The organism is Bradyrhizobium sp. 40 (assembly GCF_023100925.1).
Taxonomy (GTDB): Bacteria; Pseudomonadota; Alphaproteobacteria; order Rhizobiales; family Xanthobacteraceae; genus Bradyrhizobium.
In genome coordinates this window covers 2,538,035-2,562,598 of sequence record NZ_CP064688.1, presented here as the reverse complement: position 1 = coordinate 2,562,598, position 24,564 = coordinate 2,538,035, and the positions used below count along the sequence as shown (strand labels likewise).

The following is a 24,564-nucleotide window of genomic DNA, read 5'->3' as shown; positions in this document are numbered from 1 at the left end:
GCTAAAGTTGGGCGCAGGGGCTTGGGTCAGACCAAATGCTCGCACGCCCGCCTACGTCACACGGAGGAGGCTGCCTTGGCGAAGCGATCAGCGAGAGGTCCGGCCAAGAAGCGACCGCGAGGTCCCACGCAGCGTAGCAGATCGGCGACCCAAGCTTCGCGAGGCCGGGATCAGGAATCACCGCGTCTGTCCGAGGACACATGGCGAAGCCTCATTTTCAGGACATTTGGTCACCAGCGCTTCACGCAAGATAGCCCCATCCTGCCGGACGTGTGGCTGGCCTACGCCAAGGCCGACAAGGGGGTGCGCGTCGACATCATCCTAACTCCCAAGACGGGACACGCGCCCGGTGCCATTGCGCAGTCGCTTGAGCAGCGATTGCTGCGCTATCACAGGAACTCCGGCAGAACGACCAGCACGCTCAAAAGCGAGACGATGATCGCGTACAGCAGGTCCTCGGTCGTAGCCAAGCTGACATTTGCAGAGCTGATGCGCGTCGTCATTCCCATGACGAACTGGTGGCGTGACCTTCCCATGCAATTGCGTTCTTTCCAGGAGGTCGAAGAGCGGCTGTCGCAACTGGAAACGCAGCGAACGAAGTTCAAGACCGTCGTCAATACCAGCCAACAATGGGATTACTTCCGCTTCATTGTCTTGGCTGGGTTCATCGACAGTTGGCGCGAGCGTCCCGATCCCGAAGACCTGGCCGAAGTTCTGCAAACCGACGCCAATAATTTTCGGGATATCAGGAGCATCACGGAAGGATTTCTGAGCCAATTCCGCCGGTTCAAGCAAATTCCCGGCGACGAGGACGGAAAGCTGATTTGGAGCATATCACTCAATCGCCGCACGACTGTGTCGCTGTTTCAGTCCCGGCAAGCCGTGAAGGCGGACGCGGCACACAACTTGTTCAAGATCAATACGAAGGGGATCGCCTGGGCCGTCATCGACTGCGGCATCGACGCCACCCATGTTGCTTTTCTTGACCGCGCTAGGAGCAAGTATTCAGAGCCCGGACAGGGCATTCTGCCCGAGCACTCGAGGATCAAGAAAACATATGACTTCACATACTTGCGAACGTTGCTCGCGCTTCAAAGTGGCCGCTTCAAGACCTCGGGCGGGCGACAAGTCGTCGTCACCCAACAGCAACAGCAGGAGCTTGTGGATCTTACGCGCCGGGTCAACCTTGGCCGGGAAATTGATTGGGACATGTTGCTGCCACTGATTACGGTCCCTTACGACAGGTACGAGCCACCCTCGCAAGAGCACGGCACACACGTTGCCGGCATTCTGGCGGGAAACTGGCCCGAGCAGGACAATGACGATAACGGCCCTCTCTTCGGAATCTGCCCCGACCTTACCCTTTACGATTTTCGTGTCTTTGACCAGAACGGTGAGGCGGAAGAGTTCGTGATCATGGCGGCGCTGCAGGTCGTTGCGCATCTCAATCGCTTTCGCGCAAATCCGGTCATCCATGGCGTCAACCTAAGCCTCTCGATACGGCACGAGGTCATGAGTTACGCCTGTGGACGTACTCCGATCTGCGACGAATGCTCCAGACTTGTCGGCGACGGGGTGGTGGTGGTCGCGGCGGCCGGGAATCAGGGATTCAACCAGCATCCCGAAACAGGCGGCGGCGACTTTGGAAGCTACCGCGTCGCGAGCATCACGGATCCGGGGAATGCAGACGCCGTGATTACGGTAGGTTCAACTCATCGCAGCGAGCCCCACACATACGGCGTGAGCTACTTCTCGAGTAGAGGGCCGACCGGAGACGGACGGCGCAAGCCGGATCTGGTCGCTCCTGGAGAGAAGATCACGGCTCCCATACCGAATCTCGGTTCAAAGCGCATGGATGGGACAAGCATGGCAGCGCCGCATGTGAGCGGCGCAGCGGCATTGCTGATGGCGCGCCACCGCGAGCTGATCGGCAGGCCAACCATGATCAAGCAAATCCTCTGCAAGACGGCCACTGATCTCGGCCGCGAAGCAAGCTTCCAGGGGGCAGGCATGCTCGACGTGCTACGCGCGCTGCAATCCGTCTAGGAGCCGTCATGATCCGATTTGAGGCCTTGAATGCAAAGCACGGCGATGCCCTGCTTATTCAATACCCCTGGAAGAACAGGAAGCGTCTCTGGATCATCGACGGCGGGCCGAAGGGAGTTTGGAAACAGACATTGAAACCGCGATTGGAAGAGTTGCGAGGCGACGATTCCGAACTGGCGGTCGATCTTGCCATGCTGAGCCATGTCGACGAAGACCACGTCACTGGAATCTTGCAGATGACCAAAGGGCTCGCCGAACAGGAGGACGGTGCCGCGGACTTTCTCGAAATCAAGCGATTTTGGCACAACAGCTTCCGTGACATCGTCGGCAGTTCCGCCAGCTTGCAGGCAGGCATGACGTCTCTCGCCGGCACGCAAGCGAAGGCTCAGGTGGCGATGGCCAGTGCCGATCCCCAACTCAACATAGGCGACGGCTCGCTCGACCAGCGCGCGGTTGCCGTTCTTGCCAGCATCGGCCAGGGTCGTGAGCTGCGGGACTATCTGACTAAACTTCAGCTCAGCGGAAACGAGCCGTTCGGTGGCACCTTATCCTCGAAGAGCGGGAGCAAGGTCGTGGATGGCGCCAAGGTCACGCTCGTCGGACCGATTAAATCGCGGCTGGACGCATTTCGACAAAAATGGAAGAGCGAATCCGGCAACGCCGCAGCGCTCGCTGCGTTGTTCCGCGACGATCTTGACGAGTCCCCAACAAACCTGTCGAGCCTCGTGATGCTGGTCGAAATCGCCAAACGTAAGATCTTGCTGACCGGCGACGCGCGCGGGGACGACATCGTCGATGGCTTCAAGGACGCAGGTCTAGATCTGCCTTCGAAGCTCGACATCTTGAAGATGCCGCACCATGGTAGCGACCGCAACATCACCGAGAAGTTCCTCAGGTCGTTTCCCGCAAAGCACTACGTGATCTCGGCTGACGGCAAGTACGGGAACCCGGATAGCGATACGATAGAGAACATCGTGAGTGTCCGAGGCGACGGCGACTATACGCTGCACTTCACAAATGAAGTGAAGGGCCTCAAGACGCAACTGACGAAGTTGCAGAAAACGCGGTCATTCGAGTTCGAAATCCGCGCAAAGAGCGCTCCATCCCTCACTATAGAACTCGGATGACGTCGACTCCCGTTCCATCAATCCAAAATCGGCATCGATCGATACTGCCTTGAACTTGGACACTTTGCCGCGCGCACCTCTAGGAATCGCAGTGGGGAAACGTTTCGAGTTCTAAGGAGGCGCGCAATGAGCGCAGTGATGTCCGCAGCGGACGTGAGAAGGTCTCGCGTCAGGCTGTTCATCGTGACCATGTTGTTCCTGGTCACGACCGTCAATTATGCCGACCGTGCTACGTTGTCGATCGCGGGCCCCGCGCTCTCCAAGGAACTGCATCTCGATCCGGTCGCAATGGGCTACATCTTCTCGGCGTTCGGATGGTCCTATGTGATCGCGCAGGTGCCGGGCGGCTGGCTGCTCGACCGCTACGGCTCCCGCCTCGTCTATGCCTTCAGCATCATCGTCTGGTCGCTGTTCACGACGCTGCAGGGCTGGGTCGGATTCTTCAGCGCCGGCACCGCGATCCTCGTGCTGTTCGGCCTGCGCTTCCTCGTCGGTATCGCCGAAGCGCCCTCGTTCCCCGCCAATGCTCGCATCGTCGCGGCCTGGTTTCCGAGCAACGAGCGCGGGACCGCGTCGGCGTTCTTCAATTCCGGGCAGTATTTCGCCACCGTGATCTTCGCGCCGCTGATGGGTTGGATCGCACACGGCTACGGCTGGCGCTACGTGTTCTTCGTGATGGGTGCGCTCGGAATCATCATGGGCATGGTCTGGATCAAGACCGTCTACGGGCCGAAAGAGCACCCCGGCGTCAACGAGGCCGAATTCGACTACATCAAGGCAGGTGGTGCGCTGGTCGACCTCGACGCTCCCAAAGACGACCTGAAGCATGAACGCGCGGCCGCTTCCGGTCCGGGATGGGACCATATCCGCCAGCTGCTCTCCAACCGCATGATGCTCGGCGTCTATCTCGGCCAGTACTGCATCAACACGCTGACCTATTTCTTCCTGACCTGGTTCCCGGTCTATCTCGTCAAGGAGCGCGGCCTCTCGATCCTGCAAGCCGGCTTCGTCGCGACGCTGCCGGCGCTGTGCGGCTTCATCGGCGGCGTGCTCGGCGGCGTCATCTCCGACGCGATCCTGCGCAAGACCGGCTCGTTGACGATGGCGCGCAAGATCCCGATCGTCGGCGGCATGCTGCTGTCGATGTCGATCATCGCCTGCAACTATGTCGACGGCCAGGCGCTGGTGGTCGGCTTCATGGCGCTCGCCTTCTTCGGCAAGGGCATCGGCGCGCTCGGCTGGGCTGTCGTCTCCGACACCTCGCCGAAGGAAGCCGGCGGCGTCTCGGGCGGCCTGTTCAACACCTTCGGCAATCTCTCCTCGATCAGCACTCCGATCGTGATCGGCTACATCCTGGCCGCGACCGGCTCCTTCAACGGAGCGCTGATATTCGTCGGCGCCAATGCGCTGGTGGCCGCATTCGCCTATCTCGTGGTCGTCGGCAAGATCGAGCGCGTGGTGCTCAAACGTTCCTCCTGAGGGCTCCCATGGGAGCTTGACCAGGCAACTTAACGGCGGCTTCACGGCCGCCGTCTTTGTTTTGGGAGTAATCGATGCTAGAAGCGCCGGGGAAACGCCTTATCCATCTAAGGCATGTATCGATGTTCGACCTCAACCAGCTCCGCTGTTTCGTCACGGTGGCGGAGGAATTGCATTTCGGCCGCGCCGCCGCGCGGCTGAACATGACCCAGCCGCCGCTGTCCCGGCAGATCCAGGTGCTCGAGCACATCATCGATGCGCCGCTGCTGGAGCGTACCAGCCGCTCGGTGCGCCTGACGCCGGCCGGGCGCAGCTTCCTGCCGGAAGCGCGGCGCATCCTGAAGCTTGCGGAAAGCGCCTCGCAGGTCGCCCGCCGTATCGCGCTCGGCAAGTCCGGCTCGCTGAAGATCGGCTTCACCGCGGCCGCTGCCTACGGCTTCCTTCCCGAGCTCGTCGCCGCCTGCCGCGCCAAGCTGCCCGAGGTGGACTTCTCGCTGAAGGAGATGGTCTCGGGCGACCAGTTCGAGGCGCTGACCTCGGGCCAGATCGATGCCGGCCTGCTCAGGCCCCCGATCGCGCGCCCCGAAATCGCCAGCCGCCGCGTCGTCGCCGAGCCCCTGCTCGCCGCGATCCCGAAAAGGCATCCGCTGGCGAATGCCGAGACCATTACGATCAAGGATTTCGACAACCAGCCCTTCGTGATGTATTCGCCCTATGAGAGCCGCTACTTCCACGACGTACTGGTGGCGCTGTTCACCCGCGCCGACATCCTGCCGCGCTATGTCCAGCACCTGAGCCAGATCCACTCGATCCTCGCCATGGTGCGCGCCGGCCTCGGCCTCGCCATCGTGCCGGCGGCGGCGGCGAGCCTGAAGATCGCGGACGTCCGCCTGCGGCCGCTGAAGCTGCGCACCCGCGTCCCGGTCGAGCTGTTCATGGTCTGGCGCCGCGACGACGAGAATCCGCTGCTGTCGGCGCTCGTCAAGATCGCGAGCGAATTGTCCTCGGCGGAGGTGATGGAAGATTGATGCTGAATTCGCATCGGTCGATATAGGCTTTGGCTTGGACCCGCATCGAACGGTCTCCTAAACCACGGCGCATGGACGCGCAGCCTTTGCGTCCTCCACAACATGAGACCAGGGAGCAGCGCCCATGAGCAAGATGACCCCGCAGGAAATGGCCCAGAAGATCGGATCCGGCCTGCTGTCTTTCCCCGTCACGCCGTTCAAGGCGGACTACTCCTTCGACGAGACGACCTACCGCGCCAACATGGACTGGCTCTGCGGCTATGACGTCGCAGGCCTGTTCGCCGCCGGCGGCACCGGCGAGTTCTTCTCGCTGACGGCCGCCGAGGTTCCGCAGGTGGTCAAGATCGCCGTGGACGAGACCAAGGGCCGCGTGCCCGTCCTCGCCGGCACCGGCTACGGCACCGCCACCGCGCGCGAGATCGCGATCGGCGCGGAGAAGGCCGGCGCCGACGGCTTGCTGCTGCTGCCGCCCTATCTCACCCATGCGGAGCAGGATGGCCTTGCTGCCCACGTGGAAGCGATATGCGCCTCCGTGAAGATCGGCGTCATCGTCTACAACCGCGACAACGCCATCCTCCAGCCCGATACGCTCGCCCGCCTCGCCGAACGCTGCCCGAACCTCGTCGGCTACAAGGACGGCATCGGCGACATCGAGCTGATGACCCGGGTCTACACCAAGCTCGGCGACCGCCTGACCTATATCGGCGGCCTGCCGACCGCGGAGACCTTCGCGCTGCCCTATCTCGACATGGGCGTGACCACCTACTCCTCGGCGGTGTTCAACTTCGTTCCGGAATTCGCCACCAACTTCTATGCCGCCGTGCGCAAGCGCGATCACGCGACGATCCACGCCGGCTTGAAGGACTTCATCCTGCCGCTGATCGCGATCCGCAACCGTAAGAAGGGCTATGCGGTCTCGATCATCAAGGCCGGCATGAAGGTGATCGGCCGTGATTCCGGCCCGGTCCGCCCGCCGCTGACCGACCTCACCGAGCAGGAGATCGCGGAAGTCACGGCGCTGGTGAAGAATTTGCCCGCCATCCGATCGTCACAACAGGCTGCAGAATAACGAACGACACAGCGAGGAGCCTGCGATGGCCAAGACCGAGATCACTGGCGCACCGGTCGTCACCGCGATGCAGGTGATCCCGGTCGCAGGCCGTGACAGCATGCTCCTCAATCTGAGCGGCGCGCATGCGCCGTTCTTCACCCGCAACATCGTCATCCTCACCGACAATGCCGGTCACACCGGCGTCGGCGAGGTTCCTGGCGGCCAGAAGATCTGGCAGACGCTGCAGGACGCCCGTGATCTCGTGATCGGCAAGACCGTCGGCGCGATGAACAACATCCTCGCCGATATCAGGACCGCATTCGCCGATCGCGATGCCGGCGGCCGCGGCAAGCAGACTTTTGATCTCCGCGTCATGATCCACGCCGTCACGGCCGTGGAATCGGCGCTGCTCGATCTGCTCGGTCAACATCTCAACCTGCCCGTCGCAGCCCTGCTCGGCGAGGGCCAGCAGCGCAACAGCGTCGAGACCCTCGGCTATCTCTTCTTCGTCGGCGACATCAGTAAAACCAAGCTCGGCTATGTCAGCGGCGAGACCGGCAAGAGCGAATGGTTCAACCTCCGCCATCAGGAGGCGATGACGCCGGAAACCGTGGTGCGGCTCGCGGAAGCCACCCACGACCATTACGGCTTCGCCGATTTCAAGCTCAAGGGTGGCGTGCTGCGCGGCGAGCAGGAGATCGAGGCCGTCACCGCGATCGCCAAGCGCTTTCCGAATGCGCGCGTGACCCTGGATCCGAACGGCGCATGGTCGCTCGACGAGGCTGTCAGCCTCTGCAAGGACATGCACGGCATCCTTGCCTATGCCGAGGACCCCTGCGGCGCCGAAGGTGGCTTCTCCGGCCGTGAGATCATGGCCGAGTTCCGCCGTGCGACCGGCCTGCCGACCGCGACCAACATGATCGCGACCGACTGGCGGCAATTGTCCCATGCGCTGCGCCTCGGCGCGGTGGACATTCCGCTGGCCGATCCCCATTTCTGGACCATGCAAGGCTCGGTGCGCGTGGCCCAGACCTGCCGCGACAACGGCTTGACCTGGGGTTCGCACTCCAACAACCATTTCGACATCTCGCTCGCCATGTTCACCCATGTCGGCGCCGCCGCCCCCGGCAAGGTCACCGCGATCGACACGCACTGGATCTGGCAGGACGGCCAGGCGCTGACCAAGGAGCCACTCCAGATCAAGGGCGGCAAGATCGCCGTGCCTGAGAGGCCGGGCCTGGGTATCGAAATCGACAGGGCCGCCATCGACGCCGCGCATGACCTCTACAAGCAGCATGGACTCGGCGCCCGCGATGACGCTATTGCCATGCAGGACCTGATCCCCGGCTGGACCTTCGACGACAAGCGTCCCTGCCTCGTGCGTTAGAAAATTCGGAGGAAGAGATTATGACTGCGATCCTGAAGAACTTCATCGGCGGCGAATGGGTCGATGGCTCCGCCGTCACCAAGAACATCAACCCCTCCAACACCAACGACGTCGTCGGCGAATACGCCAAGGCCGACAAGGCACAGACCGAGAAGGCCATCGCAGCCGCCAAGGCCGCCTTCCCCGCCTGGGCGCAGTCGACGCCGCAGGCGCGCTACGACGCGCTGAACAAGATTTCGCTCGAGATCATCGCCCGCAAGGAAGAGCTCGGCCGCCTGCTCGCCCGCGAGGAAGGCAAGACGCTGCCCGAGGGTATCGGCGAGGTCGCCCGCGCCGGCCAGATCTTCGCATTCTTCGCCGGCGAGGCGCTGCGCATGATCGGCGAGAAGGGTGCCTCGGTGCGTCCCGGCATCGACGTCGAGCTCACCCGTGAGCCGATGGGCGTCGTCGGCATGATCACGCCCTGGAATTTCCCGATCGCGATCCCCGCCTGGAAGATCGCCCCGGCGCTCTGCTACGGCAACACCGTGGTGTTCAAGCCTGCCGAGCTGGTGCCGGGCTCGGCGCATGCGCTGTCCGAGATCATCACCCGCTCCGGCATCCCGTCCGGCGTGTTCAACCTCGTTGTCGGCTCGGGCTCCGTGGTCGGCCAGACCCTGATCGAGCATCCCGACGTCGCCGCGATCACCTTCACCGGCTCGGTGCAGACCGGCCGCAAGATCGCGCAGGCCTGCGTGACCTCGAGCAACATGAAGAAATTCCAGCTCGAGATGGGCGGCAAGAACCCACTGGTGGTGCTCGACGACGCCGACCTCAAGACCGCCGTCGAAGTCGCCGTTAACGGCGCCTATTTCTCCACAGGCCAGCGCTGCACGGCGTCCTCACGCCTGATCGTCACCGAAGGCATCCATGATCGCTTCGTTGCGGCGATGACCGAGCGCCTGAAAGGCCTGACGGTGGACGACGCGCTCAAGGCCGGCGTGCATATCGGCCCCGTGGTCGACCAGAGCCAGCTCGACCAGGACCTGCGCTACATCAAGATCGGCCAGGACGAGGGTGCCAAGCTCGCCTGGGGTGGCGAGTTGCTCAAGCGCGAAACGCCCGGCCACTACCTGCAGCCGGCGCTGTTCACCGAGGCCAACAACAACATGCGCATTTCGCGCGAGGAAGTCTTCGGCCCGGTCGCCGCCGTCATTCGCGCCAAGAACTACGAGGAGGCGCTGGCGATCTCCAACGACACCGAGTTCGGCCTTGCCTCCGGCATCTGCACCACCAGCCTGAAATACGCCTCGCATTACAAGCGCAACAGCGAGTCCGGCATGGTGATGGTCAATCTGCCGACCGCCGGCGTCGATTATCACGTGCCGTTCGGCGGCCGGAAGGGTTCGAGCTACGGCGCCCGCGAGCAGGGCTCCTATGCCCGCGAGTTCTACACGACGGTGAAGACCGCCTATACCTTTCCCGGCTAACCACGGGCCAGATATCGTAGGGTGGGCAAAGCGAAGTGTGCCCACCGCCTTACGTTCGGTGTGAAGATGGTGGGCACGGCGCGTTGCGCCTTTGCCCACCCTACGGCTTCGGAGGCAAGCGCAGATGGACCAGTCAGTCGCAGCGAAGGAACAGCCTCGCTACATCAAGCTCAACGAGCGCGACAACGTCGCGATCGTGGTCAATGATTTCGGGCTTCCCGCCGGCTCCCGCTTCGCCAGCGGGTTGACGCTGCGCGCCTTCGTGCCGCAAGGCCACAAGACGGCGCTGGTCGACATCCCGCAGGACGCCCCGATCATCCGCTACGGCGAGGTGATCGGCCATGCGCTCGCGCCGATCCTGGCCGGGGAATGGGTGGACGAAGCGCGCATCCGCATGCCGGAGGCCCCTGCCCTCGACAAGCTGGAAATCTCGACCGCCGTTCCCGCGCCGCTGCCGCCGCTCGATGGTTTCACGTTCGAAGGCTTTCGCAACTCCGACGGCTCGGTCGGCACCAAGAACATCCTCGGCATCTCCTCATCCGTGCAATGCGTCAAGGGCACGATGGAATATGCGGTGAAGCGCATCCGCGCCGAGCTGCTGCCGCAATACCCGAACGTCGACGACGTCGTGCCGCTGACGCATGCGTATGGCTGTGGCGTCGCCATCAACGCGCCCGACGCCGTGATTCCGATCCGCACGCTGCAAAACATCGCGCAGAACCCGAACTTCGGCGGCGAGATCCTGGTCATCAGCCTCGGTTGCGAGAAGCTCGCGCCCGAGCGTCTGGTGCCGGAAGGCGTCAGCAACGCCATCGTGCGCATGCAGGACGAAGCCTTCGACGGTTTTGGCGCCATCGTCGATGCGATCATGACCCAGGCCGAAGCCCGCCTGAAGATCCTCAACAAGCGCACCCGCGAGACCTGCCCGGCCGCCGATCTCGTCATTGGCCTGCAATGCGGTGGCAGCGACGCCTTCTCCGGCGTCACCGCCAATCCTGCCGTCGGCTTCGCCGCCGACCTGCTGGTGCGCGCCGGCGCCACCGTGATGTTCTCGGAAGTCACCGAAGTGCGCGACGCGATCCAGTTGCTCACCCGCCGCGCCATCAACGAGGACGTCGGCCGCGCGCTGGTCCGCGAGATGGCCTGGTACGATTCCTATCTGGCCCGCGGCGGCGCGGACCGCAGCGCCAACACCACGCCGGGCAACAAGAAGGGCGGCTTGGCGAATATCGTCGAGAAGTCATTGGGCTCGATCGTCAAGTCCGGATCGTCCGCAATCACCGGCGTACTCTCGCCCGGCGAGAAGGCGACGCAAAAGGGCATGCTGTTTGCGGCAACGCCGGCGTCCGACTTCATCTGCGGCACGCTCCAGCTCGCCTCCGGCATGACGCTGCAGGTGTTCACCACAGGCCGCGGTACGCCCTATGGCCTTGCGGCTGCGCCCGTCATCAAGGTCGCGACCCGCACCGAGCTGGCCCGACGCTGGAAGGACCTGATCGATTTCGATGCCGGCGGCATCGCCACCGGCGACAAGACCATCGAGGAGACCGGCTGGGACCTGTTCCGCTTGATCCTCGACGTCGCCAGCGGCCGCACGCAACCCTGGTCGGATCGCTGGGGCATCCACAACGATTTGACGCTGTTCAATCCGGCGCCGGTGACCTGAGCACTGGGCGCGGACGCTGTCTCGCCGCGCGGATGCGTTGGTGCGAGAGCCTCGTTTCGGCGCTACGCATCGCCTGGGATGACGCTTCCGTTTACGTCATGCTGCCCGGCATGAAGCAGCGCACGCGTGGATGGCCGTCGATGTAGTGCTTCCACACCATGGTGCGGCCGATCTTGTTCGGCTCGGTGATGACGGCGCCTTCGGGCACGACGACCCATTCGCCCTCGAGATGCACGCGATAGCGGCCCCTGTCGGATTCCCAGTCGACATCCGCGACCACATAGCCGTCGGCATCCGAGCAGCATTGGCCGTATTCGCTGTGCAGGCTCTCGAACCAGGGCTTTAACGGCGAGTTGGCGTAGCGGCCGTCGTCACGCGCCATCGTCGGGGCGGTCAGCAGCACCGTCAGAACCAGCAGCATGGCGGCACGCGGTATTGCACGTCTCATGTCGTCTCCGCGGATCGAGGTCATCGCCGCGGGGCGATAGTTGCCGTCCGCCTCCGCGACTCGGCGAAGGCGTCAAGGATGGCGACTCATTCCCCCAACAGCTTTGCGGATAGCTATGCAAATCCGGCGCCACCGCGCATTCCGGGGAACTACTGGCGCGCGTCCGGCACCCATTGGTCTTTCGACGGGTATGACCGCTGCTCGCGCGCCAAGGTCTCCGCTGTCTCAGCCGGCCGCAACCGCGATTGCGCACGGGGCCACGGACGCCGCGCAAGAACACGGAGAGGCTGCGGCGTGCTGGAGTCCCCCGCCTTCGCGAGCAATGATGGCGGTGTGTGGAGCTACGAAAGTCCAGACGGCACAGTGCGCGACGTAGACCCTACTGCTTCGGCGCCGGCGCCATCATCGCGCCGCCCTTCTTCGCCGGCGCCGCAGGCATCGGCTTGGTCGCGGCGGTCGCTTGCGCCGGGAGATATTTCGCGACGATGGCGGGATCGACCTGCGCGATGTTGGTGTCGGGAAGACGCGTCCAGGTTTCGTCCTTGCCGAACAGGGAAATGCCGAGGAAGCCGCGCATCGTCAGGGTCTGCCCATCCGGGCTGACCGTCATCTTGGCCTTCCAGATGTTGCCGTCGCGCGGATTGACCACGTTGCCGCCGTCATACTTCAAGCCGTCGCGCTTCATATCGCGGATAAAGGAGAGCCCGAGCACCGGCGCGTTCTTGCGATCGTCCGTGCATTTCGCGCAGATCTCGTTCGGGTCGTCGCCGGGCCGCGGGAAGGTTTTTGCGATGACACCTTCGAAGATGCCGTTGTGGTCGATGAAGAGGAACCATCCCACCGTCTTGCCGTCTTCGACCTTCTGCCAGAGACCCGCGGCGGTCGGCTGCTGCACTTGCGCCGCAACGGGGCTCACCGCACCGAGCGACATCGCGAGCGCGAGGAGCGAGAACAGCCGAAAGCTGGAAAAGAAAGTCCGCATTATGATCACCTTGCTGAGCCAATCGCCTTGCCAAGCCGCCTACCGCAATGGCCGCAGACTACGGCGATTTCGCGAACTGTTCCAGCACCAGAAACATGGGGCATCGCCCGCCGCCGTCAGTTGACGCCGAGCTTCTTTTGCAGGCTGGAGGACGAGGTCGTGTACTGGAACACGAGCCGCTTCTCCGGATAGACGTAGCGATGGGCTTTTTGCGACATCAGCGCGCCCTCGTGGAAGCCGCACAGGATCAGCTTGATCTTGCCGGGATAGGTGTTGATGTCGCCGATCGCGAAGATGCCTGGCACGTTGGTCTCGAACGCGGACGTCTCGACCGGCACCAGATTGTTCTCCAGCGCGATGCCCCAGTTCGCCACCGGACCGAGCTTCATGGTCAAGCCGAAGAACGGCAGCATGGTGTCGCAGGTGATTTCGGTCACGCTGTTGTCGTTGCCCTTGACGGTGGCGCCGCTCAGCTTGCCCTCGCTGCCCGACAGCGCGGTGACCTGGCCGAGGCGCAGATCCATCTTGCCGGCGGCGACCAGCGCGCGCATCTGCTCCACGCTGTGGGGCGCGGCGCGAAAATCGTCGCGACGGTGCAAGAGCGTGATGCGCTTGGCGATCGGATGCAGATTGAGCGTCCAGTCGAGCGCGGAATCGCCGCCGCCCACGATCAGCACGTTCTTGTCGCGGAACGTTTCCATCTTGCGCACGGCGTAGTGCACCGAGCTTCCTTCATAGGCTTCGATCCCCGGCACCGGTGGACGCTTGGGCTGAAACGAGCCGCCGCCGGCCGCGATCACCAGCACCTTGCATTCGAACACCTTGCCGGCGTCCGTGGTGCAGCGGAACAGGGGATCGCCGATCTTCTCCACGGTCTCGATCATCTCGCCGAGATGGAAGGTCGGATGGAACGGCTTGATCTGCTCCATCAGCGCGTCGGTGAGGCCCTGCCCCGAAACCTGCGGAATGCCGGGAATGTCGTAGATCGGCTTTTCCGGATAGAGTTCTGCGCACTGGCCGCCGACCTTGTCGAGGATGTCGACGAAATGCGTCTTCATGTCGAGAAGGCCCAGTTCGAAAGCGGCGAACAGACCGCAGGGGCCGGCGCCAATAATCAACACATCGGTTTTGATCGCGTCGCTCATGTCGTCTCTTTATCGGTCGATATCGGTGGGACGGCGCCCTGTGGGCCGAGGTGACCCTGCCTGTCTAGCCAACGGGGATGGATCAGGGAAGGCATAAAAGCGGGAGCGCCCCGCAGCCGGCCCCACTTGCCGGGTCAGGATAACTGGGCTGTAACCAGCAACGATATGACGGAGATCAATCGGTGAACGCACCAAGCCGCCTCGATACGACGCCGCGCCTGGAGGACTATCCTTTTCGCCTCAGCGACAACGTCCGCTTCGGCGATCTCGACCCCAATCAGCACGTCAACAACGCGGTCTACGCCACCTATTTCGAAACCGGCCGCGTCACGCTGATGAAGCTCCCGGAATACGGCCTGACGCCGCCCGGACTTGCCTGGATCATGGTGCGGCTCGACATCCATTTTCGCGCGGAGCTGCACTGGCCGAACACGATCGAGCTCGGCCTCGGCGTCGCGAAGCTGGGACGAACGTCGGTGACGTTCGAGCAGGTGGTGTTTTCGGAAGGGAAGTGCATTGCATCGGCGACATCGGTCGCCGTGATGATCGACGAGGCGTCGCGCCGGCCAACGCCACTGATCGCGGAAGTGCTCGAGAAGCTCAGGCCCTGGCACAAGCGCGGCATCGAGGTCGCGCCGCCGAGCACATGAATAGCTAAGAGAGTTAGGCCTGGCGTTCCGGCGTCGCCACCACGAGGCCGTCGAGATCGTCGGAGACCTTGATCTGGCAGGACAGGCGCGAGTTCGGGCGCACGTCGAAGCCGAAGTCGAGCATGTCCTCTTCCATCGGCGTCGGGCTGCCGACCTTCTCGCGCCACGCTTCGTCGACATAGACATGGCAGGTGGCGCAGGCGCAGGCGCCGCCGCATTCGGCCTCGATGCCGGGAATGCTGTTGCGGATGGCGGCTTCCATCACAGTCGCGCCGTTCTCGACGTCCACCGTACGGGTTTCGCCCTTGTGATCGACAAAGTGAATTTTGGCCATGTGTGCTCGTGCTGCCGCGATCTAGGGAATGAAGGAGGGTCCGGGCTGTCCTATAACGGGTCGGTCAGCCCGGCGCCATAGCGTTTTGTTGAAGTCGAGAATACCGCTTCGCGGGAAGAAAACCCGTCAAAACAAAAGACTAGAGCAGGGGTCTGGCCCTGTCGCCCTAAGGGTTGAGGATTGCCTCGATGGCGACGCGCGCCTCGGTCACCGCCTCTTTCAGCGCGGCGAAGGCGTGAGGCCGGCCTTGGCCGGTCTGAATCGCAGTCTCCAGGCTGGCTGCGGCATCCGCCACCGCAAAGGCGCCGATCCCGCGCGCCGAGCCCTTGAGCTTGTGGGCGAGTGCGCCAGCCTCGGCCGGCAGCGCTGCCATTGCCGCGATCAGGCGCACCGCCTGCTCGGCAAACATCGTCAGCACTTCCTGTTCCAGCTCGGAATCGCCGAGCGTCATGCGGGAGAGATGATCGAGGTCGAGCGGGCTGTCGATGGGTGCAAGCGGGGGCGAGGGCATCCAGTCCATCCGTTGCAGTTCAGGCGTCATGGCGCAGGCCCCGGCATCGCGCGATGTCCGCCGGTCTGGCGGTCAAGTTCCCTCCACCCAAGCACGGAAATGGTTAACGAAATGTTCCGGCTGCTTTACGCAAATCTGCCTGCTTGTTGACGAAAAGTTGCCGCAATCCGCCGAGTTCGGTGGAGAATTGCATTTATTGCTAAGGCCTTACGGCACGTTCCTGTTAACGATGATTAAGAATGTCTTAATCGCGGGCATTTCATTCGCGACGCTCTGCCAATAGGATGTTGGAGAAATTGGCGGACAAGCCGTCCGGGTGGGGATGGCTCGGAGATCCGCGCAAGCGGCATGATCCGGACTGTGGGCTTGCGTAGCGCGCAGAGCTCGCGGGGGGACGCGTACAAGTAACGAGGGCTCGGACTGAACATGGCAAACACTCCGAAAAAGGTCAAAGACCCCACAGAAGATGCGCTTTCTGCAATCCAGGAAGCCCTGAACATCAGCGACACGGCCGCGGACACCAGCCGCAACGCCTCGATGCGCAGCGAAACGTCGCCCCCCGTCGCGCCACCGGCGCCCCCGATGTTCGACGAACCGAACTTCGACGCGCGCCCCGCCGCGAACGAACGCGCGATGTTCGACCAGATCGAGGAGCCGCGCTCCTCGCGCCGCGCCGCCAATGACGACCGTGCGACCATCGGCCAGCTCTTGCAGACGTTGCAGACGGGACGCCCGACCCGCAACATCTACACCGGCGCGACAATCTTCACCGTCATCTGGCTGGCGGCCTGCGCCGCGCTGACGGTCGGCTTCCTGCCTTCGATCCAGGCGGCGATGGGCCAGAGCGGCGGCGTGTTGGCCATTGCCGGCCTCGTCACGATGTTCTTCGCGCCGATCATGCTGTTCTTCTTCCTGGCGAGCCTCGTCTGGCGCGGCCAGCAAATGAGCTCGGTCGCGCAGGCTATGGCCCAGGTTGCGATCCGCTTCTCCGAGCCGGAAGGCTCGGCTTCGGATTCCATGGTGACCGTCGGCCAGGCCATCCGCCGCGAGGTTGCGGCGATGGGCGACGGCATCGAGCGCGCCATCGCGCGCGCCGGCGAGCTCGAGACGCTGGTCGCCAACGAGGTCGCGGCGCTCGAACGCGCCTATTCCGACAACGAAGTGCGCATCCGCGCCCTGCTCCAGGACATCGCGCATCAGCGCGACAATCTGGTCGGCCAGGCCGAGCAGGTCCGCAGCGCCATCTCCGGCGTGCAGATCGATTTGCGCCATGACATCGCGCTGATCTCGGACGCGATCGCCTCGCGCGTCGACGAGGTCGCCAAGTCCATCACCGGCGCGCTCGAAGAGCGCGGCGCCCACATCACCGGTGCGCTCAGCAACGCCGGCGACAACATGATCCTCGCGCTCGGCGAGCGCGGCGGCGACCTGCTCGACCGCCTCGAGGAGGCCAGCAACGAGACCACGCGCGCCGTGCTCGACGCCAGCGAGCGGCTGACTACCAGCCTCAATTTCAAGACCGGCCACGTTCACGACGAGTTCGTCGATCTCGCCGACCGCGTCCACGAAATGCTGAACGAGCGCATCGACCGCATCACCGGCGAGTTCGAGCAGCGCTCCGCCGCGATCGTCGACGGCATCTCCGAGCGCACCGAGCAGGTGCACGACAGCCTGAAGAATTCGTCGGACTCGCTGCTGCTCGAGCTCGAGCTGCGCTCCAACGACCTCTCCGCCAAGATCGACGACGCCGGCAACCGCCTCGCCGGCCACATCATGACCTCCGGCGACAAGGCCAGCGAAGCGCTCGACGCCACTGTCAACACGCTGGTCGCCAAGGTCGTCAGCCAGACCGAGACCGCGCACGACTCGCTCTCGCTCCAGATGAGCGCCTTCGATGAGCTGGTGAAGAACCAGGGCACCGAGCTGGTCGAGAAGTTCGCCCGCGACTCCGGCACGCTGGGCGCGCTGATCACCCGCCACATCTCCGAGTTCGACCGCACCGTGAAGACCTTCGGCGGCGAGATCGTCGATCGGATGGGCCAGCGCACGCAGGACATCCATGAGTCGCTGAAGACCTATGTCGACAATTTCGACACCCGCTTCACCTCCAACGGCGGCGCGATCACGGCTGTGCTCGACCAGCGCCTGGTGCAGTTCGAGACCACGATCGGCGAACGTGTCACCAACCTCGACGCCTCGCTGAACGGCAAGATCTCCAGCCTCGATTCTACGATCGACGGTCACATCAAGACCTTCGACGAGCAGCTCGTCGGCCGCGTCGCCGCGCTCGAACAGTCGTTCGATACCCGCGCGAAGTCGGTCACCGAGACCATCGACGGACGGCTCAACACCCTCGCCTCGTCGCTGACCGACGGTGCCGCGCAGGCGATCCAGTCGATCGACTCCCGCCTCACCCACCTCACTTCCTCGCTGACCGATGGCGCGTCTCAGGCGATCGAGACCATCGACAACCGCCTCAACCACCTCACGATCTCGCTGACCGATGGCGCATCGCAGACCATCCAGTCGATCGACACGCGCCTCACGCATCTGACGACCACCCTCACCGGCGGCGCGTCGCAGGCGCTCGAATCCATCGACACGCGCCTCACCTACCTGACCACCGCGGTGACGAACGGCGCCTCGCAGGCCGTGCAGTCGATCGATACCCGCCTCACCCTCCTGACCTCGACACTCACGGACGGCACCGCCCAGGCGGTCGAGGCGGTCGACCGCCGCATCACCGGCGTCACCGAGATCATCGACGGCCGCAGCATGCACCTGACCGACACGGTCACTGCGCGCTTCCAGGACATCCAGCAGGCCATCGAGACCAAGGTCGGCTCGGTCGCCAGCGACATCGACGTGCGCGTGGCGCAGTTCGAGGACCTGCTCGGCTCGCGCGTCGAGGCCGTCGCCGGCCGCATCGAGAGCAGCGGACGCCAGGCCAGCGAGGACATGATGTCCCGCGCCGAGATGATCTCGACCGCGATCCGCTCGCATGTCGAGGACGCCGAGCGCTCGCTCACCAATCTCGTGGTCAACACCAGCGAGACCATCCAGACCGGTGCGCGCACCGCGCAGCAGTCGCTGATGACGGTCTCCTCCGACGTCAACGCCCAGCTCAAGATGACCTCCGCCGAGGTCGAGCGCGCGCTGACCGCGGTCGGCACCGGTGCCGCGAACTCGATCCTGACCAGCGCCCGCGAAGCGCAGTCGACGCTGGTCGCGGCCTCGGGCGATGCCTCCAACCAGATCAAGGGGCTCGCGGCCGACGTCGAACGCACGCTGTCGTCGGCAGGCTCGGCGACCGCCGCCTCGATCCTGGCCGGTGCCCGCGAGGTGCAGACCACGCTCGTCACGGCGTCCTCGGACGCGGCCAACCACGTCAAGACCCTCACCGCCGACGTGCAGCGTTCGCTGTCCATGGCCGGGACCACCACGGCGGAATCGATCACCGCCGGCGCCCGCGATGCGCAGAGCACGCTGATCGCGGCCTCGAGTGAGACCGCCAACCAGATCAAGGCGCTGTCCTCGGACGTGCAGCGCTCGCTCTCGATGGCTGGCACCGCGACGGCAGAGACCATCATGACCGGCGCCCGCGAAGCCCAGAGCACGCTCGTCAACGCGTCCTCGGATGCGGCGAGCCAGGTCAAGTCCCTCGCCGCCGAAGTGCATCGCTCGCTCTCGCAGGTCGGTCAGTCGACCGCCGAGACGATCACGACCAGCGCCCGCGATGCCCAGAGCACCCTGCTGGCGGTCTCCGCCGAACAGACCGGCCAGGTTCGTTCGCTGGCGGCCGAGATGCAGCGCGCGCTGGCGACCGCCGGCGGCGCCACCATCGAGGCGCTCACGAGCGGCGTACGCGAAGCCCAGGGCACGCTGATCTCCGCCTCGACAGACGCTGCAAGCCAGATCAAGTCGCTGACCATAGACATCGAGCGCACGCTGACCTCGGTCGGCGCCGACACCGCCTCGACCATCCTCAACAGCGCGCGTGAGGCGCAGACCTCGCTGACCTCGACCTCGGCGGATGCCGCAAGCCAGATCCGCACGATCTCGAGCGAGATCGAGCGTACGCTGAGCACGGCCACCGCGAACGCGACCAACGACATCCAGACCAGCGCACTCAACGCCCAGAACGCGTTGATCAACGCCTCCAACGAGGCGAGCTCGCGCGTCAAGTCGAGCTCGGCGGATGTCGAGCGCTCGGTGCTCGCCGCCAGCAGCAGCTTCGGCCAGGCCATGACCGGCAAGACCGACGAGATCGTCACCTACGTGCAGCAGCAGTCCGACCGTCTCGCCAACATGATCGACGCCAAGCGCGGCTCGCTCGTGGACGCGATCGGCTCGAAGACCAGCCAGCTCACGCTCGACATCGACCGCGTCACGTCCGACGCGCTGAAGTCGATCGAGACGCGCGGACATGCGTTCTCGCAGACGATGATGGGCAACGGCTCCGAGGTGGCGCGGACCATCAACTCGGCGAGCGAGATGGCGACGGGTGCCGTCAACAAGTCGCTCAAGGACCTCGAGCAGGCCTCCCGCGCGGCAATCGACCAGTCGCGCCAGGTCTCGATCGCGGCCGTCACCGAGATGCAGGAGACCAGCAAGATCCTGCGCACCGACACGGTCGCCCTGTTCGAGCGCCTGCGCGAAGGCAACATCCTGCTCCAGGAGGTGCTGACCGGTGCGCACGACAACCTCAACTCGCTCGAGCGGGCGCTGGTGACGCGCGTCGCCGACTTCGTCTCGGCGATGAACGACGTCACTTCGCGCAACGGCGCTGCGACGCAGAACCTGGAAGACCAGCTCAACGTCTTCAACAGCAAGACCACGCGGGCACTTCAGGATCTCGGCGAGCTGTCGACCCAGTTCGACGCGCACGGCAAGGCACTGGTCGAGGCCGCGCAGGTCGTCGAGCAGAGCAACAAGAACACCACCGCCTCGCTCGCCGAACGCAAGGAGGCGTTGGAATCGCTCGTCACCACGATCGACCTGCGCACCGCCGATCTCGACCAGCGCCTGTCGCGCTTCACCGGCCTGCTCGATGAATCGCTGGCGGCCGCCGAAGAGCGGGCCCGCGACATCGCCCGCGTCGTCGCGGAGACCGCCGGCGCCGGTTCCGCCGCGATCACCCGCCAGTTCGAGGCGGTGCGGTCGGCCTCCGAAGAAGAGCACCGGCAGACCGTCGAGGCCATGCACGACATCTACCGCCAGACCACCGACGAGGCGGATGCCATGTTCAAGCAGTCGACCGAGAAGTTCACCAACCTCGTCTCCAGCATGAAGCAGATGGCGTTCGAGATGCACAACGAGCTCGAAGCCACCCGCAACGAGCTGCGCCGCGGCGTGCTCGAGATGCCGCAGGAGGCCGCCGAGAGCACTGCGCAGATGCGCAAGGTGATCGTCGACCAGATCGAGGCCCTCGCCGAGCTCAACCGCATCGTGGCCCAGCACGGCCGTGGTCTCGACGTCTCCACGACGGGCCGCGCCAGCGTGCAGCGGCAGGAAGAGCCGATGCTGGCGGCCGTCGGCGCGCGCAGCACCGAGACGCGCATGCGCGAGAGCGCCAGCGCCTCGACGCTGCCGCCGCCGGACCTCGGCATGCCGGCCTCCTCGCGCCGCACCGAAGCGCCGCCGGTGGCGCCGGCCGGCAACGACCAGGGCCGCGACGGCTGGTTGTCGGACCTCTTGAGCCGCACGGACGCCAACCAGGGTGCGCCTGCCGGACGTGAGCCGCAGCGCGGCCGCCAGGCTGCACCGGCTCCGCAGCCGCAGGCTCCGCAAGGTGGCGGCAATCCGCTGGAATCCTTGTCGCTCGACATCGGCCGGCTGATGGACCGCAACCTCGCCTCCGAGATGTGGGACCGCTACCAGCGCGGCGAGAACAAGGCCTTCACCAAGCGCCTCTACACGCCCGCCGGCCAGAAGGCCTTTGACGAGGTCGCCCGCAAGTATCGCTCCGACCGCAACTTCAAGGCCACGGTCGACCGCTATGTCGCCGAGTTCGAACGCCTGCTCGACGAAGTCGCCCGCGACGGCCGCGGCCCGCAGGAGCTGCGCAACCATCTGACCTCCGAGACGGGCCTGGTGTACACGCTGCTCGCGCACGCAGCGGGCCGGCTGGGGTAAGCGGTTCGCAGCGATAGCGAACAGCGAATGAAAAACGGAGCCCTCGCGGGCTCCGTTTTGTTTTGGGGAACGTCGCTGCGCCTCTACTCGTCATTGCGAGGAGCTCTTGCGACGAAGCAATCCAGACTGCTTCTGCGAGGCAGTCTGGATTGCTTCGCTTCGCTCGCAATGACGAAGGAGAGGGTCGAGTGCAACGCGCCTACTACCGCCTGCGCTCCGGCACGGCGGGCTTCGGCGGCTCGGGCGGCGGTGGCGGCGCGGCTGGCGGCGCGTTGTTGCTGGCGCCGAACAGGACGCGGGTCGGGTTGCGGTCGAAATTGTTGACGGCGCGGCTGATGTCGCCGAGCGTGCGGCGGCCGTCGGTCATCAATGCGCCGGAGCGCTTGTCGAAATCGTCGGCCAGTTCGCGGATCGACTTCACCGCCAGAAACAGCTCGCCGCCGTCCTTGCCGCCGGCGAGCGTGTTGAGGCCGAGCATGAGGCTGTCGGCCTTGAGCATGACGCCGTCGACCTTGGCCATCACGCCGTCGATCTTCTCCGAATTGCGGGCGAGCGAGTTGGTGAAGGTCTCGAGATTCTTCAGCGAGTTCTTCACCGACTCCTGATTGTCGGCGACGATCTTGTTGATGTTCTGGAGCGTGCCGCGGATCGCCTCGGTGACGTCCTGGAGCTTGTTGGGATCGGCCGTCAGCGTGGGGATGCCGTCCTCGTCGAGCGGCGGCGACGGCGCGGCCTCCTCGCCGCCCTTGAGCGAGATCGCGGCGACGCCGGTCAGGCCCTGGAATTCGAGGCCGACCAGGGTGTCCTTGCGGATCGGGGCGTTGTTCTCGACCATGGCGAGTGCGACAACCCGCCGCGGGTTGTCGAGCTTCACCGAGACCACCTCGCCCACCCGGATACCGTTGAAATTGACACTGCCGCCGTTGCGCAGGCCCGCAGCCGGGCCCTCGAACACGACGCGCAGGGGGCTGCGCTGCTTGGTCGTGTGCAACGACTGAAACCACAGCACGAAGCCGATCGCGGCGGCGATCACCGCCAGCGTGAACGACCCGATCAGCACGTAATTTGCGCGCGTTTCCATCAGCTACTCCGGCACCTCAGCCCATCACCGCGCGAGCGCGCTTGCCATGGAAATATTGCCTCAGCCAGGGATGCTGCGAGGCCTGCATGTCGGCGATCGACCCTGCCGCAATGATCTTACCGTTGCCTAAAACGGCGATGCGGTCACATGCTGTGTAAAGGCTATCGAGGTCGTGGGTTACCATGAAAACGGTCAGCCCCAAAGTCCGCTGCAACGTCCTGACCAGCTCGTCGAAGTCGCCGGCGCCGATCGGGTCCAGGCCCGAGGTCGGCTCGTCCAGGAAGACGAGATCCGGGTCGAGCGACAGCGCGCGCGCCAGCGCCACGCGCTTGATCATGCCGCCCGACAGTTCAGAGGGAAAGCGATCGGCGACCTCAGGCTTGAGACCCACCATGGTGAGCTTGGCGATGGTGATCTCGTCCATCAGCCGCTGCGACACCCGCAGATATTCGCGCATCGGAAACTGGATGTTCTGCCGCACCGTGAGCGAGGAGAACAGCGCGCCCTGCTGGAACAGCACGCCCCAGCGCCGCTCCACATTGCGACGCTGCGACGTATTGGAGGCATCAAGGTCGACGCCGAACACCTCGATGCTGCCTGCGACCTTCGGCACGAGGCCGATGATCGTGCGTGTGAGCACGGACTTGCCCGCGCCGGACGGGCCGACGAAGCCAAGAATCTCGCCGCGCTTGACGTCGAGGTCGAGCCCGTCGAGCACGCGCGTCGCGCCGAATTGCACGGTGATGTCGCGGACGCGAATGATCGGGTTCTGAATTTCGGGAGCCATCGTTACATCCCGATCGCGGCGAAGAAGATGGCGAACACGCCGTCCATGACGATGACGAAAAAAATGCCTTTCACGACAGACGACGTCGTGTGCTGCCCGAGCGATTCCGCGCTGCCCTGCACCGCGAGCCCCTCGACGCAGGCGACGATGCCGATCACCGCGGCCATGACAGGTGCCTTGACGATGCCAACGATGAAATGGTCGATCGAGATGGCGTCGCGCAGCCGCAGCAGGAAAGCCTCCGGCTGCACGCCGCCATAGAGCCACGCGACCAGACCGCCGCCATAGAGCGCGGCCATCGCGCCGAGAAAGGCCAGGATCGGCAGCGCGAGAACGAGCGCGAGCATGCGCGGCAGCACCAGCACCTCGATCGGATCGAAACCCATGGTGCGCAGCGCGTCGATCTCCTCGCGCATCTTCATCGAGCCGAGTTCGGCGGTGTAGGCGCTGCCCGAGCGGCCCGCGACCATGATCGCGACCAGCAGCACGCCGATCTCGCGCAGCACCAGCACGCCGAGCATGTCGACGACGAACAGGTCGGCGCCGAACCTGCGGAAATGGAAGATGCCCTGCTGGGCGATGATGCAGCCGATCAGGAAGGTGATCAGCACCACGATCGGCACGGCGCGCCAGCAGACCTGCTCGAGATGATGCACGGTCGAGGTCAGGCGGAACGAGCGCGGATGAATTAGGGTGCGCGCGACCGCCGCGAGCACCGCGCCGAGCATGTCGATCAGGCCTGCGACCGTGCCGGCAACACCGGCCACGGCCCGGCCGATCTGCTCCAGCATGCCGGTGATGGTGATCGTGCTGGCGTCGATGACGGGTGTCGCCCTGACCCGTCGCACCTCGTCCACGAGGCTCGAATAATTGGCGGACAGCCCCGCGATCTGCGCCTCGACGGCGCCCTGCGTCAGGCTGCGGCGCAGCCGCTCGATCAGCCAGGCACCAAAGGTGTCGAGCTTGGAGACCTCGGAAACGTCGATGAAGATGCTTTGTGGGCCGCCGGCAAGCTTCTCGGCGTCAGCCACCATCCGCTCCAGGACCGGCGCGAAGCTCGCGGTCCAGGTTCCGGTGGCGCAGAGTGCCAGCGCATTGCCCTTTGCAATCCGTTCCAGCTTCGGATCGCCGTTCAAGATGTCCGCTCCCGTGCCGGGGCGCGAGAAACGGATGAAATCAGATGGTTGCGCACGCGCCCTTACCCAGAGAAGGTATCCCCAACTGGTTAACCTTAGTTG

General features: G+C 64.5%; 18 protein-coding genes. 10 read left to right on the top strand and 8 right to left on the bottom strand.

Features of this window, described 5'->3' with window-relative positions:
- Nucleotides 1-75 precede the first annotated feature (75 nt).
- The 8 genes from IVB40_RS12195 to garD all read left to right on the top strand — a co-directional run bounded on the left by IVB40_RS12195 (nucleotide 76) and on the right by garD (nucleotide 11,253).
- Nucleotides 76-2,046, top strand: coding sequence for a S8 family serine peptidase (locus IVB40_RS12195; RefSeq protein WP_247818930.1), 1,971 nt, complete (start codon nucleotides 76-78; stop codon nucleotides 2,044-2,046).
- A gap of 8 nt (nucleotides 2,047-2,054) precedes the next feature.
- A complete protein-coding gene (locus tag IVB40_RS12190) occupies nucleotides 2,055-3,173 on the top strand; it encodes a hypothetical protein (RefSeq protein ID WP_247818929.1) in 1,119 nt (372 codons plus the stop codon).
- Between the two features lie 126 nt (nucleotides 3,174-3,299).
- Complete coding sequence (locus tag IVB40_RS12185) at nucleotides 3,300-4,652, top strand: MFS transporter (protein WP_247818928.1); 1,353 nt, start codon at nucleotides 3,300-3,302, stop codon at nucleotides 4,650-4,652.
- Nucleotides 4,653-4,774: 122 nt separating this feature from the next.
- Complete coding sequence (locus IVB40_RS12180) at nucleotides 4,775-5,680, top strand: LysR substrate-binding domain-containing protein (protein ID WP_247818927.1); 906 nt, start codon at nucleotides 4,775-4,777, stop codon at nucleotides 5,678-5,680.
- Between the two features lie 124 nt (nucleotides 5,681-5,804).
- Complete coding sequence (gene kdgD / locus IVB40_RS12175) at nucleotides 5,805-6,749, top strand: 5-dehydro-4-deoxyglucarate dehydratase (RefSeq protein ID WP_027518956.1); 945 nt, start codon at nucleotides 5,805-5,807, stop codon at nucleotides 6,747-6,749.
- 25 nt (nucleotides 6,750-6,774) lie between these two features.
- Complete coding sequence (gene gudD / locus IVB40_RS12170) at nucleotides 6,775-8,118, top strand: glucarate dehydratase (RefSeq protein WP_247818926.1); 1,344 nt, start codon at nucleotides 6,775-6,777, stop codon at nucleotides 8,116-8,118.
- A gap of 20 nt (nucleotides 8,119-8,138) precedes the next feature.
- The gene (locus IVB40_RS12165; RefSeq protein ID WP_027566860.1) at nucleotides 8,139-9,587 is read left to right on the top strand and encodes an aldehyde dehydrogenase family protein; all 1,449 of its coding nucleotides are present in this window, start codon (nucleotides 8,139-8,141) and stop codon (nucleotides 9,585-9,587) included.
- A gap of 124 nt (nucleotides 9,588-9,711) precedes the next feature.
- Nucleotides 9,712-11,253 (top strand): galactarate dehydratase, encoded by a 1,542-nt coding sequence (garD, locus tag IVB40_RS12160; RefSeq protein ID WP_247818925.1) that lies wholly within the window; start codon nucleotides 9,712-9,714, stop codon nucleotides 11,251-11,253.
- 91 nt (nucleotides 11,254-11,344) lie between these two features.
- Here the strand turns inward: garD and IVB40_RS12155 are convergent, their stop codons facing one another.
- The 3 genes from IVB40_RS12155 to IVB40_RS12145 form a co-directional block, all read right to left on the bottom strand.
- Entirely contained in the window at nucleotides 11,345-11,674 is a 330-nt protein-coding gene (locus IVB40_RS12155) for a hypothetical protein (RefSeq protein ID WP_197031123.1), read from the bottom strand.
- Nucleotides 11,675-12,080: 406 nt separating this feature from the next.
- Complete coding sequence (locus tag IVB40_RS12150; RefSeq protein ID WP_247287392.1) at nucleotides 12,081-12,683, bottom strand: DUF2147 domain-containing protein; 603 nt, start codon at nucleotides 12,681-12,683, stop codon at nucleotides 12,081-12,083.
- A 116-nt stretch (nucleotides 12,684-12,799) separates the two neighbouring features.
- Entirely contained in the window at nucleotides 12,800-13,828 is a 1,029-nt protein-coding gene (locus IVB40_RS12145) for an NAD(P)/FAD-dependent oxidoreductase (RefSeq protein ID WP_247287394.1), read from the bottom strand.
- Between the two features lie 182 nt (nucleotides 13,829-14,010).
- Between IVB40_RS12145 and IVB40_RS12140 the strand changes: the two genes are divergently transcribed.
- The gene (locus IVB40_RS12140; RefSeq protein ID WP_007602045.1) at nucleotides 14,011-14,478 is read left to right on the top strand and encodes a thioesterase family protein; all 468 of its coding nucleotides are present in this window, start codon (nucleotides 14,011-14,013) and stop codon (nucleotides 14,476-14,478) included.
- A 13-nt stretch (nucleotides 14,479-14,491) separates the two neighbouring features.
- On the opposite strand, the gene IVB40_RS12135 is transcribed toward IVB40_RS12140, so the two are convergent.
- Both IVB40_RS12135 and IVB40_RS12130 read right to left on the bottom strand, forming a co-directional pair.
- Complete coding sequence (locus IVB40_RS12135; RefSeq protein WP_007602043.1) at nucleotides 14,492-14,812, bottom strand: 2Fe-2S iron-sulfur cluster-binding protein; 321 nt, start codon at nucleotides 14,810-14,812, stop codon at nucleotides 14,492-14,494.
- Between the two features lie 166 nt (nucleotides 14,813-14,978).
- Complete coding sequence (locus tag IVB40_RS12130; protein WP_027566855.1) at nucleotides 14,979-15,353, bottom strand: Hpt domain-containing protein; 375 nt, start codon at nucleotides 15,351-15,353, stop codon at nucleotides 14,979-14,981.
- 396 nt (nucleotides 15,354-15,749) lie between these two features.
- Here IVB40_RS12130 and IVB40_RS12125 point away from each other — a divergent pair, with 396 nt between their 5' ends.
- Complete coding sequence (locus IVB40_RS12125; protein ID WP_247818924.1) at nucleotides 15,750-21,458, top strand: negative regulator of septation ring formation; 5,709 nt, start codon at nucleotides 15,750-15,752, stop codon at nucleotides 21,456-21,458.
- A 202-nt stretch (nucleotides 21,459-21,660) separates the two neighbouring features.
- Here IVB40_RS12125 and IVB40_RS12120 read toward each other — a convergent pair whose 3' ends face one another.
- Genes IVB40_RS12120 through IVB40_RS12110 form a run of 3 tightly spaced genes read right to left on the bottom strand, consistent with a single transcriptional unit; the run spans nucleotide 21,661 to nucleotide 24,462 of the window.
- Entirely contained in the window at nucleotides 21,661-22,539 is an 879-nt protein-coding gene (locus tag IVB40_RS12120; protein WP_027566853.1) for an MlaD family protein, read from the bottom strand.
- A 16-nt stretch (nucleotides 22,540-22,555) separates the two neighbouring features.
- Entirely contained in the window at nucleotides 22,556-23,326 is a 771-nt protein-coding gene (locus IVB40_RS12115) for an ABC transporter ATP-binding protein (protein ID WP_247400481.1), read from the bottom strand.
- A 2-nt stretch (nucleotides 23,327-23,328) separates the two neighbouring features.
- Complete coding sequence (locus tag IVB40_RS12110) at nucleotides 23,329-24,462, bottom strand: ABC transporter permease (RefSeq protein ID WP_247287397.1); 1,134 nt, start codon at nucleotides 24,460-24,462, stop codon at nucleotides 23,329-23,331.
- Between the last annotated feature and the right edge of the window lie 102 nt (nucleotides 24,463-24,564).

Bases quoted from the DNA above. Each gene is read 5' to 3' on its own strand.
- IVB40_RS12190 (WP_247818929.1), top strand. From the start codon at position 2,055: ATGATCCGATTTGAGGCCTTGAATGCAAAGCACGGCGATGCCCTGCTT.
- IVB40_RS12185 (WP_247818928.1), top strand. From the start codon at position 3,300: ATGAGCGCAGTGATGTCCGCAGCGGACGTGAGAAGGTCTCGCGTCAGG.
- IVB40_RS12180 (WP_247818927.1), top strand. From the start codon at position 4,775: ATGTTCGACCTCAACCAGCTCCGCTGTTTCGTCACGGTGGCGGAGGAA.
- kdgD (WP_027518956.1), top strand. From the start codon at position 5,805: ATGAGCAAGATGACCCCGCAGGAAATGGCCCAGAAGATCGGATCCGGC.
- gudD (WP_247818926.1), top strand. From the start codon at position 6,775: ATGGCCAAGACCGAGATCACTGGCGCACCGGTCGTCACCGCGATGCAG.
- IVB40_RS12165 (WP_027566860.1), top strand. From the start codon at position 8,139: ATGACTGCGATCCTGAAGAACTTCATCGGCGGCGAATGGGTCGATGGC.
- garD (WP_247818925.1), top strand. From the start codon at position 9,712: ATGGACCAGTCAGTCGCAGCGAAGGAACAGCCTCGCTACATCAAGCTC.
- IVB40_RS12155 (WP_197031123.1), bottom strand. From the start codon at position 11,674: ATGCTGCTGGTTCTGACGGTGCTGCTGACCGCCCCGACGATGGCGCGT.
- IVB40_RS12150 (WP_247287392.1), bottom strand. From the start codon at position 12,683: ATGCGGACTTTCTTTTCCAGCTTTCGGCTGTTCTCGCTCCTCGCGCTC.
- IVB40_RS12145 (WP_247287394.1), bottom strand. From the start codon at position 13,828: ATGAGCGACGCGATCAAAACCGATGTGTTGATTATTGGCGCCGGCCCC.
- IVB40_RS12135 (WP_007602043.1), bottom strand. From the start codon at position 14,812: ATGGCCAAAATTCACTTTGTCGATCACAAGGGCGAAACCCGTACGGTG.
- IVB40_RS12130 (WP_027566855.1), bottom strand. From the start codon at position 15,353: ATGACGCCTGAACTGCAACGGATGGACTGGATGCCCTCGCCCCCGCTT.
- IVB40_RS12125 (WP_247818924.1), top strand. From the start codon at position 15,750: ATGGCAAACACTCCGAAAAAGGTCAAAGACCCCACAGAAGATGCGCTT.
- IVB40_RS12120 (WP_027566853.1), bottom strand. From the start codon at position 22,539: ATGGAAACGCGCGCAAATTACGTGCTGATCGGGTCGTTCACGCTGGCG.
- IVB40_RS12115 (WP_247400481.1), bottom strand. From the start codon at position 23,326: ATGGCTCCCGAAATTCAGAACCCGATCATTCGCGTCCGCGACATCACC.